This is a genomic window from Pseudomonas sp. MUP55, assembly GCF_034043515.1.
GTDB lineage: Bacteria > Pseudomonadota > Gammaproteobacteria > Pseudomonadales > Pseudomonadaceae > Aquipseudomonas.
The window spans coordinates 2,614,321-2,627,802 of sequence record NZ_CP138214.1; the positions used below are offsets into that span (position 1 = coordinate 2,614,321).

Here is a 13,482-nt window from a genome sequence, read left to right on the forward strand (position 1 = left end):
CTCATTTCCTCGGGTCGAAGGCGTCACGAGCGGACTCGCCGATAAACACCAGCAAGCTCAACATGATCGCCAGCACGGCAAACGCACTCATGCCCAGCCACGGCGCCTGTAGGTTGGATTTGCCCTGGGCCACCAGTTCGCCCAGTGACGGTGAGCCGGCCGGCAGGCCGAAGCCCAGGAAGTCCAGGGCGGTGAGGGTGCCGATGGCGCCCGTGAGGATGAACGGCATGAACGTCATGGTCGAGACCATCGCATTGGGCAAGATATGGCGAAACATGATCGCGCCGTTCTGCATGCCCAGCGCCCGGGCCGCGCGCACGTACTCCAGGTTGCGCCCGCGCAGAAACTCGGCGCGCACCACGTCCACCAGGCTCATCCACGAGAACAGCAGCATGATGCCCAGCAGCCACCAGAAGTTGGGCTGCACGAAGCTGGCCAGGATGATCAGCAGGTACAGCACCGGCAGCCCGGACCAGATCTCCAGGAAGCGCTGCCCGGCCAGGTCCACCCAACCGCCATAGAAACCCTGCAGGGCGCCGGCGATCACGCCGATGATCGAGCTGAGCACCGTCAGCGTCAGCGCAAACAGCACCGACACGCGAAACCCATAGATGACCCGCGCCAGCACATCGCGGCCCTGGTCATCGGTGCCCAGCAGGTTGACGCTGGACGGCGGTGCGGGGGCCGGCACTTTCAGGTCGTAGTTGATGCTCTGGTAGCTGAACGGGATCGGTGCCCACAAGGTCCAGGCGTCTTTGGCCTTGAGCAGTTCCTGGATGTACGGGCTCTTGTAGTTGGCTTCCAGCGGAAACTCGCCGCCGAAGGTGGTCTCCGGGTAGCGCTTGAGCGCCGGGAAATACCAGTCGCCGTCGAAGTGCACGGCCAGTGGCTTGTCGTTGGCGATCAGCTCGGCGCCCAGGCTGAGCACGAACAGAATCAGGAACAGCCACAGCGACCACCAGCCACGCTTGTTCGCCTTGAACCGCTCGAACCGGCGGCGATTGAGGGGGGACAGGTTCATCTCAATGCTCCCGGCTGGCAAAGTCGATACGCGGATCGACCAGGGTGTAGGTGAGGTCGCCGATCAGCTTCACGATCAGCCCCAGCAGGGTGAAGATAAACAGCGTGCCAAACACCACCGGGTAGTCGCGGTTGATCGCCGCTTCGAAGCTCATCAGGCCGAGGCCGTCGAGGGAGAAGATCACTTCCACCAGCAAGGAGCCGGTAAAGAAGATGCCGATGAACGCCGAAGGGAAACCGGCGATCACCAGCAGCATCGCGTTACGGAACACATGGCCGTAGAGCACGCGGTGGTTGGTCAGGCCCTTGGCCTTGGCGGTGACCACGTACTGTTTGTTGATCTCGTCGAGGAAGCTGTTCTTGGTCAGCAGGGTCATGGTGGCGAAGTTGCCGATCACCAGGGCGGTCACGGGCAGGGCCAGGTGCCAGAAATAATCGAGGACCTTGCCGCCCCAGCTCAATTCGTCGAAGTTGTTGGAGGTGAGCCCGCGCAAGGGGAACCAGTCCAGGTAACTGCCGCCGGCGAACACCACAATCAGCAGGATGGCGAACAGGAACGCCGGGATCGCATAGCCGACGATGATCGCCGAACTGGTCCATACATCGAAATGGCTGCCGTGGCGCGTGGCTTTGGCGATGCCCAGGGGGATCGACACCAGGTACATGATCAAGGTGCTCCATAACCCGAGGGAAATGGACACCGGCATCTTTTCCTTGATCAGGTCGATGACCTTGGCGTCGCGGAAAAAGCTGTCGCCAAAATCCAGCTGCGCATAGTTCTTGACCATGATCCACAGGCGTTCCGGCGCCGACTTGTCGAAGCCGTACATCTTCTCGATTTCCTTGATCAACGCCGGGTCCAGCCCCTGGGCGCCGCGATAGCTGGAGCCGGCCACCGAGACTTCGGCACCGCCCCCGGCGATGCGGCTGGTAGCGCCGTCAAAGCCTTCGAGCTTGGCGATCATCTGTTCCACCGGCCCGCCGGGAGCGGCCTGGATGATCACGAAGTTGATCAGCAGTATCCCGAACAGCGTGGGGATGATCAGCAACAGGCGACGAACAATATAGGCCAGCATTCAATCGCCTCCGCTCGCCGCTTCGGCGCTTTGTGGGGTGTCCAGGGGGACCGCGGGTTCGACGTCGGGCTTGGCCCACCAGGTGGCGGTGCCCACGTCATAGCGCGGCGAGACTTTCGGGTGGCCGAGGTGGTCCCAATACGCCACACGGAACGTCTTGATGTGCCAGTTGGGAATCACGTAGTAACCAAACTGCAGCACACGGTCCAGCGCCCGGGCGTGGGCGATCAGGCTTTTGCGCGAGTCGGCGTCGATCAGTTGTTCGACCAACTGGTCGACCGCCGGGTCCTTGAGCCCCATGTAGTTGCGGCTGCCCGGTTTGTCTGCGCTGGATGACTTCCAGAACTCACGCTGCTCATTACCCGGCGAGGTGGACTGTGGGAAGCTGCCCACCAGCATGTCGAAGTCCCGCGAGCGCAGGCGGTTGATGAACTGCGACACGTCGACCCGGCGAATCACCAGGTCGATGCCCAGGTCGGCCAGGTTGCGCTTGAACGGCAGCAGGATGCGCTCGAATTCGGTCTGGGCCAGCAGGAACTCGATGGTCACCGGCTTGCCCGTCGCGTCGACCATCTTGTCGTCGACGATCTTCCAGCCGGCCTCCTGCAACAGCTGGTAGGCCTCGCGCTGCTGCGCACGGATCATGCCGCTGCCGTCGGTCTTGGACGGCGCGAAGGCCTGGGTGAAGACGTCGGCGGGGATCTTGTCGCGCAGGGGCTCGAGAATGGCCAGTTCATCCGGGCCGGGTAACCCGGTTGCGGCCATTTCCGAGTTTTCGAAGTAACTGCGGGTGCGGGTGTAGGCGCCATTGAACAGCTGCTTGTTGCTCCATTCGAAATCCAGCAACAGGCTGATGGCCTTGCGCACCCGTACATCCTGGAACATCGGTTTACGCGTGTTGAACACGAAACCCTGCATGCCGGTGGGATTGCCGTTGGGAATTTCTTCCTTGATCAAGCGGCCTTGGGCGACCGCTGGAATGTTGTAGGCGTTGGCCCAGTTTTTCGCGCTGAACTCCAGCCAATAGTCGAACTGGCCAGCCTTCAAGGCTTCCAGCGAGACCGTGCTGTCGCGGTAGTAGTCAGTGATGCGGTTATCGAAGTTGTAGAAACCCTTGGCCACCGGCAAGTCCTTGGCCCAGTAGTCCTTGACCCGCTCGTAGCGGATCATGCGCCCGGCCTTGACCTCAGCCACCTTGTACGGGCCACTGCCCAGCGGTATCTCCAGATTACCCTTGGAAAAATCGCGAGTGGCCCACCAATGCTTGGGCAATACCGGCAATTGGCCGAGGATCAACGGCAATTCGCGGTTGTTGGTGCGCTTGAATTTGAACAGCACCCGCAGCGGGTCTTCGGCGACCACTTCGTCGACGTCGGCGTAGTAGGTGCGGTAGAGCGGGGTGCCGTCCTTGATCAGGGTCTGGAAGGTAAACACCACGTCGTCGGCGCGGATCGGGTGGCCGTCATGGAAGCGGGCTTCGGGGCGCAGGTAGAAGCGCACCCAACTGTTGTCCGGGGCTTTTTCGATCTTGCCGGCCACCAGGCCATACTCGGTGATGGGCTCGTCCAGGCTTTGCATGGCCAGGGTGTCGTAGATCAACGGCAGATTGTCTGCCGGCACGCCTTTGCTGATGTAGGGGTTGAGGCTGTCGAAGCCGCCCATGGCCGATTCGCGGAAAGTGCCGCCCTTGGGGGCGTCGGGGTTCACGTAGTCGAAATGCTTGAAGTCGGCGGGGTACTTGGGTGGCTCGTTATAGAGCGTCAACGCGTGCTGCGGGGCGGCCTGGGCCGCACTGCACAGCACCAGGCTGGCGAATAATGTCCTGCGCAATAACATCATTGGGCTTTCTCCGAAGCTTTCAGCCACCACGCGCTCAGGCCCAGGCTGTAAGGCGGCGTGGTGACAAAGGCGAACCGGTTGCGGTACGCCAGGCGATGATAGTTGAGGTACCAATTGGGAATGCTGTAGTGCTGCCACAGCAGCACCCGGTCCAGCGCGCGACCGGCGGCCAGTTGTTCTTCGCGGGTCTGGGCGGCGAGCAATCGTTCCAGCAGGTGGTCGACCACGGGGTTGGCGATGCCGGCGTAATTCTTGCTGCCCTTGATCGCGGCCTGGCTTGAGTGGAAGTACTGCCACTGCTCCAGCCCCGGGCTGAGGGTCTGGTTGAGGGTGACCAGGATCATGTCGAAGTCGAACTGGTCGAGCCGCTGCTTGTACTGGGCGCGATCAACGGTGCGCAGGTGTGCGTCGATGCCGATACTGATCAGGTTTTCCACATATGGCTGCAGGATGCGCTCCAGGTTCGGGTTGACCAGCAGGATTTCCAGGCGCAGCGGTTGCCCGTCCTTGTTCAGCAGGCGTTGGCCGGACAACTTCCAGCCGGCTTCGCCGAGCAGGGCCAGGGCATGACGCAGGGTTTCCCGGGGGATGCCGCGGCCGTCGGTGTGCGGCAGGCTGAAGGCTTGGGTCAACAGATTGGCCGGCAGTTGGTCGCGATAGGGCGAAAGCATCAACCATTCCTGGCCGACCGGCACGCCGGTGGCCGAGAATTCACTGTTGGGGTAGTAGCTCAGCGTGCGCTTGTAGGCGCTGCTGAACAGCGTGCGGTTGGTCCATTCAAAGTCGAACATCAACCCCAGGGCTTCACGCACCTTGGTCTGGCTGAAGGCCGGTCGGCGGGTGTTGATGAACAGGCCCTGGCTCTGGGTGGGGATCTGGTGGGCGATCTGTGCCTTGATGACCTCGCCGCGATTGACCGCCGGGAAGTTGTAGCCGGTGGCCCAGTTCTTGGCCTGGTGCTCGATATAAATGTCGAATTCGCCTGCCTTGAAGGCTTCAAAAGCGACATCGCTGTCGCGGTAGAACTCCACCTCGACCTTGTTGTAGTTGTACAAGCCCTGGTTGACCGGCAGGTCCTTGCCCCAGTAATCCTTGACCCGTTCGAACACCAGTTGGCGGCCAGGGTTGACCTTGCTGATGCGGTACGGCCCGCTGCCCAGTGGCGGTTCGAAGGTGGTGGCCTTGAAGTCGCGATTTTTCCAGTAATGCTGGGGCAGCACCGGCAGCTCGCCCAGACGCAGGATCAGCAGCGGGTTGCCGGCGCGCTTGAACACGAAACGGATGCGATGGCGATTGAGAATATCGACCCGCGCCACTTCCTGCAGGTTGGTGCGGTACTGCGGGTGGCCTTCGGTCAGCAGGGTTCGATAGGAAAACGCCACGTCCTCGGCGGTGATCGGCCTGCCATCGTGAAAGCGTGCCTCATGGCGCAGGTTGAACACGACCCAGCTGCGGTCTTCGCTGTACTCCACTGATCGGGCAATCAGGCCGTAGCTGGACGTCGGCTCGTCGCCGGAAGGCGCGTACTGGCCGGTGCCAACCATCAGCGGCTCGTTCAGCTCATTGACGCCGTATTGCAGGAAGTTGCCGGTGGACACCGGGCTGGTGCCCTTGAAGGTATAGGGGTTGAGGGTATCGAACGTGCCAAAGGCCATCACCCGCAGTGTCCCGCCTTTCGGCGCTGCAGGGTTTACCCAATCGTAATGGGTGAATTTGGCCGGGTACTTGAGCGTGCCGAACTGCGCGTAACCGTGGCTCTCGGTAATCGTCGCGTTCGCCGCAAAGCTCAAGGCCAGACTTATTAGTAGAAGGAGGGGACGCTTCAAGTCAGAGATCCGATCCAGGCGGCTTGGGCTTTATGATCGGTACAGTAACAGCTTGTTCCGGATGGAAAAAGGCTGCCGGAGCACTGAGGACTCAATGTGGGAGGGGGCTTGCCCCCGATGGCGGTGTGTCAGTCACTACCTAGGTTGACTGGCCACTGCTATCGGGGGCAAGCCCCCTCCCACATTGGGTGCCTCGGTGTTCTTCAGGTCTTTATCTTGGCCCGGAAACCACCAGCATCTGCCCAGGCTTCAACGCCTGGCCGGTGCGTGGGTTCCAACGCTTGAGATGTTGCATCTCCACATTGAAGCGCTTGGCAACCATGTACAGCGAGTCGCCTTTCTTGACCTTGTACTGCACCGGCTTCGTCGCGGCTTTACGGGTGTCCTGCATCACCAGGGTCTGGCCGACCTTGAGCGCCTGGCCGTTGAGCTTGTTCCAGCGCTGCAGGTCATGCACATCGACCTTGTTGGCCTTGGCGATCAGCGTGAGGTTGTCGCCCGTGCGCACCTTGTAGCTGCGGGTACGCCCGGCCACTGCCTTGGTCTCGACTTCGTCGAACACCGGCTTTTTGGGGCGCATGCTCAACAACTCTTCCGGCTTCATGGTCGACAGGGTGCTGGTGAGCAGTTGCGCCTTGGAGGTCGGCACCAGCAAATGCTGGGGCCCGTCGAGGGTGGTGCGTTGTTTCAGGGCCGGATTGAGCTGGAACAGCTCGTCTTCATCAATCTCCGCCAGCGCGGCGACCCGGGACAGGTCCATGCTTTGCTTGACTTCAACCACTTCGAAATACGGCGTGTTGGCGATCGGGTTCAGGTTCACGCCGTAGGCCTCAGGGGCCAGCACCACCTGGGACAGCGCCAGGAATTTAGGCACGTAGTCCTTGGTTTCCTGGGGCAGGGGCAGGTTCCAGTAGTCGGTTGGCAGGCCGAGCTTCTCGTTGCGTTCGATGGCCCGGCTCACCGTGCCTTCACCCGCATTGTAGGCCGCCAGGGCCAGCAGCCAGTCGCCGTTGAACATGTCATGCAGGCGGGTCAGGTAGTCCAGGGCGGCGGTGGTGGAGGCGGTGATATCGCGGCGGCCATCGTAGGCGCGGGTCTGGCGCAGGTTGAAGTAGCGCCCGGTGGAGGGAATGAACTGCCACAGCCCGACCGCATCGCTGCGCGAATAGGCCATGGGGTTGTAGGCACTTTCAATCACCGGCAGCAGCGCCAGCTCCAGGGGCATGTTGCGCTCTTCAAGGCGCTCGACGATGTAATGAATGTAGAGGCTGCCGCGTTCACCGGCATTTTCCAGGAAGGACGGGTTGCTGGCGAACCACAGGCGTTGTTGCTCGATGCGCGGGTTGACGCCCAGGCCGTCCTGCAATTGAAAGCCCCGACGCATGCGTTCCCAGACATCCTGGGGCACTTCGGGGCTGGGCTTCTCTGAGAGCCAGATAGGTTTTTGCTTGATCTTGGCAGCAAGATTCGGTTTGGGTTGCACGGTGGTTTGTGCAGCGTAATGAGTCGATTGGCAGCCCGCCAGAGTTGCGGAAACGGCCACCGCCACGGCTTGAGCCAGGCGGGTCAATGCGTCTGAAGAAATGGATTTACGAATAGATGACGACATTGGCTGGAAGTAAGTTCCGGGCAAAAATGTCGGGCGATTCTAGAAAGCGCTTGGGTTGCGGTCAACCATTCAGAAATTGCGTATCAAATTGCATCGCCTTAGAACGTATCTTTCCAGACCCTCAACGTAGCGAACACCTCGGCCCCAGAGCGGTTGTCGCGGCCATTCCGTTCGTCCGCTTTTTGTTTAACGGATGTTTCAGAGGTGCGCAGAAAAGGGTTAGTGCGTTTTTCCAGGGCCAGGTTCGACGGCAGTGTCATCTCGCCGCGGGCGCGCAATTGCGCGACGTGCGCCACACGCTCCGCGATGTCGGCGTTGTGCGGTTCCACGGCTTGGGCAAACCTGAGGTTACTTTGTGTGTACTCATGGGTGCAGTACACCAGGGTATCGGCAGGCAGGGCGGCCAGGCGCTCCAGCGATGCATGCATCTCTTGCGGCGTGCCTTCGAACAGGCGACCGCAACCGGCGGCAAACAGGGTGTCGCCACACAGCAACACGCCCTGATGGTAATAAGCGATGTGGCCCAGGGTGTGGCCTGGCACCGCATACACATCAAAATCCCAGCCGAGCACGGTGATGCGGTCGTTATCCTGCAAATCGACGTCCCGCGCAGGGATTTTCTCGTTAGCGGGGCCATACACCCTGGCGCCGGTAACGGCCTTGAGTTGCTCGACGCCACCGACGTGATCATGGTGATGGTGGGTGATCAGGATATCGCTGAGGGTCCAGTCCGGGTGCTGCTTGAGCCAGGCGAGCACCGGGGCCGCGTCACCCGGGTCGACCACGGCGCAGCGTTGGGTTTGCTCATCCTGTAACAACCAGATGTAGTTATCGGTGAAGGCGGGTAGGGCAGTGATCTGTATCATTCTTCGATTCGCCAAGCTGAACACATTGGTGCATCTTAGAACGTCTAGGCGAGTTGGAGAATGCAATGACTGATAAAGCGTTCGCCCAGGCCGATCCTGAGTGGCTGGCTCTGATCGGCGCGGCCCGCGAATGGCTGTCCGGGCCGCTTGGGCAATTTCTGCTGGATGAAGAGCGGCGCATGCTCGAAGACGAGCTGGGCCGGTTCTTTGGTGGCTATCTGGTGCATTACGGACCCTCGGCCGAGACGCCGCCGTGCGCACCGCAGGTACAGCGCAATGTACGCCTGGGGGCGCCGTTGCCCGGCGTGGAAATCGTCTGCGAGGAGCAGGCCTGGCCGTTGAGCGAACACGCCGCCGATGTGGTGGTGTTGCAGCACGGCCTGGATTTCTGCCTCTCGCCCCACGGTTTGTTGCGCGAAGCCGCGAGCAGCGTGCGCCCGGGCGGCCATTTGCTGATTGTCGGCATCAACCCCTGGAGCAGCTGGGGCCTGCGCCACGTATTCGCCCACGACGGCCTGCGCCAGGCGCGCTGCATCGCGCCTTCCAGGGTGGGTGACTGGCTCAACCTGCTGGGCTTCGCGCTGGAGAAACGCCGCTTCGGGTGCTATCGTCCGCCGCTTGCGTCCGCCAAGTGGCAGGGGCGCCTCGCCGGCTGGGAACGCCGCGCGGGGGCCTGGCAACTGTCCGGTGGAGGCTTCTATTTATTGGTGGCGCGCAAGATCGCGGTCGGGCTGCGGCCCGTTCAGCAGGTGCGCCGCGAACCGCTCGGCAAGCTGGTGCCGATGCCGCTGGCCAAGGTCAACCGCGAACAGCGCGAACCGTAAAACCTCTTTTTTGATTCAGGCCCGATAACCGATGACCGATAGCGTAGAACTCTTCACCGATGGCGCCTGCAAGGGCAATCCCGGCCCCGGCGGCTGGGGCGCATTGCTGGTGTGCAAGGGCGTGGAGAAGGAGTTGTGGGGCGGCGAAGCCAACACCACCAACAACCGCATGGAGCTGATGGGCGCCATTCGCGGCCTGGAAGAACTCAAGCGGCGCTGCAATGTGCTGCTGGTGACCGACTCGCAATATGTGATGAAGGGCATCAACGAGTGGATGGTCAACTGGAAGAAGCGCGGTTGGAAAACCGCCTCCAAGGAGCCGGTCAAGAATGCCGACCTGTGGCAATTGCTCGATGAGCAATGCAACCGGCATGACATCACCTGGAAATGGGTGCGTGGGCATATCGGCCATCCCGGCAACGAACGGGCTGACCAGTTGGCCAACCGCGGCGTGGACGAAGTGCGCGGCTACAAGCAGAGCTGAAGCCGGCTGACGTGTTAATATCGCGCCCTTTGACGCACACCACCGCACACCACACCGTTTTTGAGAGCTGAACCCTGATGGCCATCCGATCCGTAGTACTCGATACCGAAACCACCGGCATGCCAGTGACCGATGGCCACCGGATCATCGAAATCGGTTGTGTCGAACTGATGGGCCGCCGTCTGACCGGGCGTCACTTCCACGTCTACCTGCAACCGGACCGTGACAGTGACGAAGGCGCGATTGGCGTCCACGGCATCACCGACGAGTTCCTCAAGGGCAAGCCGCGCTTTGCCGAAGTGGCCGATGAGTTTTTCGAGTTCATCAACGGCGCCCAGTTGATCATCCATAACGCGGCGTTCGACGTCGGCTTCATCAATAACGAATTTGCCCTGATGGGGCAGACGGATCGCGCGGATATCTCCAGGCATTGCTCGATCCTCGACACCTTGATGATGGCCCGCGAGCGTCACCCGGGCCAGCGCAACAGCCTCGATGCCTTGTGCAAGCGTTATGGCGTCGACAACTCCGGCCGTGAACTGCACGGCGCCTTGCTCGACTCCGAGATTCTGGCCGACGTCTACCTGACCATGACCGGCGGGCAGACCAGCCTGTCGCTGGCCGGTAATGCCTCCGACGGCAGCGGCTCTGCGGAAGGCTCGGGCAATCGCCCTTCGGAGATCCGTCGCCTGCCGGCTGATCGCAAGCCTACGCCCGTCATCCATGCCAGCGAGCAGGATCTGGCCGAGCATGCTGCGCGGCTGGACGCGATCGCCAAGGCGGCGGGCGCGCCGGCGTTGTGGACTCAGTTGACCCAACCCTAATCCTGGCGCCCTATGATCATACCCACGCTCTGCGTGGGAATGGCGCCCTGGACGCTCTGCGTCCGCTCTTCACGTCGTGACGCAGAGCGTCACAGGATGCATTCCCACGCGGAGCGTAGGAACGATCATCAAGCCCCCCTCCCACAATTGATCTTCATCGTCTGTGAAATCTTCATTCGCAACATCGGCTTCCAGCTTCTACCCTTGAGTGCATAGCCCTCAGGACTTCACGCCCTCATGTACAAAGACCTGAAGTTCCCCGTCCTTATCGTGCATCGCGACATCAAGGCCGACACCGTTGCCGGTGACCGGGTTCGAGGCATCGCCAGGGAGTTGGAACAGGAGGGCTTCAGCATCTTTTCTGCGGTGGACTACGCCGAAGGGCGGTTGGTGGCGTCCACCCACCACGGCCTGGCGTGCATGCTCATCGCTGCTGAAGGCGCCGGAGAAAATACCCACTTGCTGCAGAATATGGTCGAGCTGATCCGCCTGGCGCGGGTGAGGGCGCCCAACCTGCCGATCTTCGCCCTGGGCGAGCAAGTCACCCTGGAAAACGCACCGGCTGACGCCATGAGCGAACTCAACCAGTTGCGCGGCATCCTGTATCTGTTCGAAGACACCGTACCGTTCCTCGCTCGTCAGGTCGCCCGTGCTGCGCGCGCCTACCTCGATGGTTTGCTGCCGCCGTTCTTCAAGGCCCTGGTGCAACACACCGCAGACTCCAACTACTCATGGCACACCCCCGGCCATGGCGGTGGCGTGGCCTATCGCAAAAGCCCGGTGGGGCAGGCGTTTCATCAGTTCTTCGGGGAAAACACCCTGCGTTCGGACTTGTCTGTCTCAGTCCCCGAGCTGGGCTCGCTGCTCGATCACACCGGGCCGCTGGCAGAAGCCGAAGCCCGCGCCGCGCGCAACTTTGGTGCCGATCACACGTTTTTCGTGATCAACGGCACGTCCACCGCGAACAAGATTGTCTGGCACTCCATGGTCGGTCGCGATGATCTGGTACTGGTCGACCGCAACTGCCACAAGTCGGTGCTGCATTCGATCATCATGACCGGCGCGATCCCGTTGTACCTGTGCCCGGAGCGCAACGAGCTGGGGATCATCGGCCCCATCCCGCTCAGCGAATTCAGCGCCGAATCGATCCGCGCCAAGATCGACGCGAGTCCTCTGACCCGTGGCCGTGCGGCGAAGGTAAAGCTGGCGGTGGTGACCAATTCCACTTACGACGGGCTGTGCTACAACGCCGAACTGATCAAGCAGCAATTGGGTAACAGCGTGGAGGTGCTGCACTTCGATGAAGCCTGGTACGCCTACGCGGCATTCCATGAGTTTTTCGCCGGGCGCTATGGCATGGGCACCTCGCGCACGCCGGACAGCCCGCTGGTGTTCACCACGCACTCCACCCACAAACTGCTGGCGGCATTCAGTCAGGCGTCGATGATTCACGTGCAGGACGGCGGTGCTCGGCAGCTGGACCGCGACCGCTTCAACGAAGCGTTCATGATGCATATCTCCACGTCGCCGCAGTACAGCATCATCGCCTCCCTGGACGTGGCGTCGGCGATGATGGAAGGCCCGGCGGGTCGCTCGCTGTTGCAGGAAATGTTCGATGAGGCCTTAAGTTTCCGTCGCGCGCTGGCCAACCTGCGTCAGCATATCGCCGCCCACGACTGGTGGTTTTCCATCTGGCAGCCACCTTCGGTGGCCGGTATCGACCGCGTCGCCACCGCGGACTGGCTGCTGCACCCTCAGGATGAGTGGCATGGTTTTGGCGATGTGGCTGAGGATTATGTGCTACTGGATCCGATCAAGGTCACGCTGGTAATGCCTGGCCTCAACGCCGGCGGCGCCTTGAGCGATTGCGGAATTCCGGCGGCAGTCGTCAGCAAATTCCTCTGGGAGCGCGGCTTGGTGGTGGAGAAAACCGGGCTGTATTCTTTCCTGGTGTTGTTTTCCATGGGCATCACCAAAGGCAAGTGGAGTACGCTGCTCACCGAACTGCTGGAGTTCAAGCGCAGCTATGATGGGAATGCCAGCCTGGCCAGTTGCCTGCCTTCGGTGTATGCCCAGGGACCGGTACGTTATCAGGGCTTGGGGTTGCGCGACCTGTGCAACCAGTTGCACAGTTGTTACCGCAGCAACGCGACGGCCAGGCATCTCAAACGCATGTATACGGTGTTGCCGCAGATCGCAATGAAGCCGGCCGACGCCTACGACCAACTGGTCAGGGGCGAGGTGGAAGCGGTTTCCATCGATGCCTTGCCAGGACGCATCGCAGCCGTGATGCTGGTGCCCTATCCGCCGGGTATTCCGTTGATCATGCCGGGCGAGCGTTTTACCGAGTCAACGCGGTCGATCATCGACTACCTGGCTTTCGCTCGTACGTTCGATAGCAGTTTTCCCGGCTTTGTCGCCGATGTTCATGGGCTGCAACATGAAGATGACGGCAATGGTCGTTGTTACACCGTCGATTGCATCAAAGGTTAAGGAACGTTATGCAAGCTGTCGTGAACCCGAAGTATCCAGGGCTCAGTGTGCGAGTCGCCGATGAAGGCTTCGACGCTTATGTATGGGGCAACGATTTCAGTTTTGAGGTCAGCGGCTACGGGGTGCCGCAGATGGACAAGCGGGTCGATCAATGGCCGGTGGAGCGCATCCTGCCGTACCGCAAGTGTTACGGCATCGACCCTGAAGAATTCGCCAGCTTTCGCGACGCGCCCGACAGCGCGATCTTCATGGCCTATCTGGACGACTGCGCGGTCGGCCACGTGGTGATCAGCACCAACTGGAATGGCTTTGCCCACGTCGATGAGTTGGCGGTGGCGCTGCCTGCGCGGCGTCACGGTGTGGCCAAGGCGCTGCTGGACGTGGCGCAGTTCTGGGCACGCAAGAAAAACCTGCCGGGCATGATGCTCGAAACCCAGAACAACAACCTGGGTGCCTGTCGCCTGTATGAGCGCAGCGGGTATGTGATGGGCGGGATTGATCAACTGCGTTATCGCGGCATTGACCCGCAAACCCGCGAGGTGGCGATTTTCTGGTATCGGCTGTTCAAGACCGAAGTCGAATCGAACTGAGACTGTGCAGCGGTCGCAGGTTTTTTGGGAG

Annotated in this window: 11 protein-coding genes; 5 read left to right on the forward strand and 6 right to left on the reverse strand. The window is 61.3% G+C overall.

Going from position 1 to position 13,482, the window contains the following annotated elements:
• Position 1: 1 nt before the first annotated feature.
• The 6 genes from SC318_RS11775 to gloB all read right to left on the reverse strand — a co-directional run bounded on the left by SC318_RS11775 (position 2) and on the right by gloB (position 8,236).
• Positions 2-1,021, reverse strand: a complete 1,020-nt coding sequence (locus SC318_RS11775; RefSeq protein WP_017738565.1) for an ABC transporter permease — start codon at positions 1,019-1,021, stop codon at positions 2-4.
• Position 1,022: 1 nt separating this feature from the next.
• A complete protein-coding gene (locus SC318_RS11780; RefSeq protein WP_306492834.1) occupies positions 1,023-2,096 on the reverse strand; it encodes a microcin C ABC transporter permease YejB in 1,074 nt (357 codons plus the stop codon).
• On the reverse strand, positions 2,097-3,935 hold the full coding sequence (locus SC318_RS11785) for an extracellular solute-binding protein (protein WP_320430928.1): 1,839 nt from the start codon (positions 3,933-3,935) through the stop codon (positions 2,097-2,099).
• Entirely contained in the window at positions 3,932-5,761 is a 1,830-nt protein-coding gene (locus SC318_RS11790) for an extracellular solute-binding protein (RefSeq protein WP_320430929.1), read from the reverse strand. Before SC318_RS11790 ends, SC318_RS11785 begins: the two co-directional genes overlap by 4 nt.
• Positions 5,762-5,972: 211 nt before the next feature.
• Entirely contained in the window at positions 5,973-7,370 is a 1,398-nt protein-coding gene (locus tag SC318_RS11795; RefSeq protein WP_320430930.1) for a transglycosylase SLT domain-containing protein, read from the reverse strand.
• Between the two features lie 98 nt (positions 7,371-7,468).
• Complete coding sequence (gloB, locus tag SC318_RS11800; protein ID WP_320430931.1) at positions 7,469-8,236, reverse strand: hydroxyacylglutathione hydrolase; 768 nt, start codon at positions 8,234-8,236, stop codon at positions 7,469-7,471.
• Between the two features lie 65 nt (positions 8,237-8,301).
• On the opposite strand from gloB, the gene SC318_RS11805 reads away from it, so the two are divergent.
• From SC318_RS11805 to SC318_RS11825, 5 genes are all read left to right on the forward strand, one after another.
• Positions 8,302-9,060 (forward strand): class I SAM-dependent methyltransferase, encoded by a 759-nt coding sequence (locus tag SC318_RS11805; protein ID WP_306492839.1) that lies wholly within the window; start codon positions 8,302-8,304, stop codon positions 9,058-9,060.
• Positions 9,061-9,091: 31 nt separating this feature from the next.
• On the forward strand, positions 9,092-9,544 hold the full coding sequence (rnhA, locus tag SC318_RS11810; protein ID WP_057725161.1) for a ribonuclease HI: 453 nt from the start codon (positions 9,092-9,094) through the stop codon (positions 9,542-9,544).
• An 83-nt stretch (positions 9,545-9,627) separates the two neighbouring features.
• Entirely contained in the window at positions 9,628-10,368 is a 741-nt protein-coding gene (gene dnaQ, locus SC318_RS11815; RefSeq protein WP_320431220.1) for a DNA polymerase III subunit epsilon, read from the forward strand.
• A 237-nt stretch (positions 10,369-10,605) separates the two neighbouring features.
• Entirely contained in the window at positions 10,606-12,861 is a 2,256-nt protein-coding gene (locus tag SC318_RS11820) for a lysine-specific pyridoxal 5'-phosphate-dependent carboxylase LdcA (protein ID WP_320430932.1), read from the forward strand.
• Between the two features lie 8 nt (positions 12,862-12,869).
• Positions 12,870-13,451, forward strand: coding sequence for a GNAT family N-acetyltransferase (locus SC318_RS11825; RefSeq protein ID WP_320430933.1), 582 nt, complete (start codon positions 12,870-12,872; stop codon positions 13,449-13,451).
• Positions 13,452-13,482 lie beyond the last annotated feature (31 nt).

Coding starts and splice junctions, on each gene's coding strand:
- SC318_RS11820 (WP_320430932.1), top strand. CDS start 10,606: ATGTACAAAGACCTGAAGTTCCCCGTCCTTATCGTGCATCGCGACATC.
- SC318_RS11805 (WP_306492839.1), top strand. CDS start 8,302: ATGACTGATAAAGCGTTCGCCCAGGCCGATCCTGAGTGGCTGGCTCTG.
- rnhA (WP_057725161.1), top strand. CDS start 9,092: ATGACCGATAGCGTAGAACTCTTCACCGATGGCGCCTGCAAGGGCAAT.
- SC318_RS11825 (WP_320430933.1), top strand. CDS start 12,870: ATGCAAGCTGTCGTGAACCCGAAGTATCCAGGGCTCAGTGTGCGAGTC.
- SC318_RS11795 (WP_320430930.1), bottom strand. CDS start 7,370: ATGTCGTCATCTATTCGTAAATCCATTTCTTCAGACGCATTGACCCGC.
- SC318_RS11785 (WP_320430928.1), bottom strand. CDS start 3,935: ATGATGTTATTGCGCAGGACATTATTCGCCAGCCTGGTGCTGTGCAGT.
- gloB (WP_320430931.1), bottom strand. CDS start 8,236: ATGATACAGATCACTGCCCTACCCGCCTTCACCGATAACTACATCTGG.
- SC318_RS11775 (WP_017738565.1), bottom strand. CDS start 1,021: ATGAACCTGTCCCCCCTCAATCGCCGCCGGTTCGAGCGGTTCAAGGCG.
- SC318_RS11780 (WP_306492834.1), bottom strand. CDS start 2,096: ATGCTGGCCTATATTGTTCGTCGCCTGTTGCTGATCATCCCCACGCTG.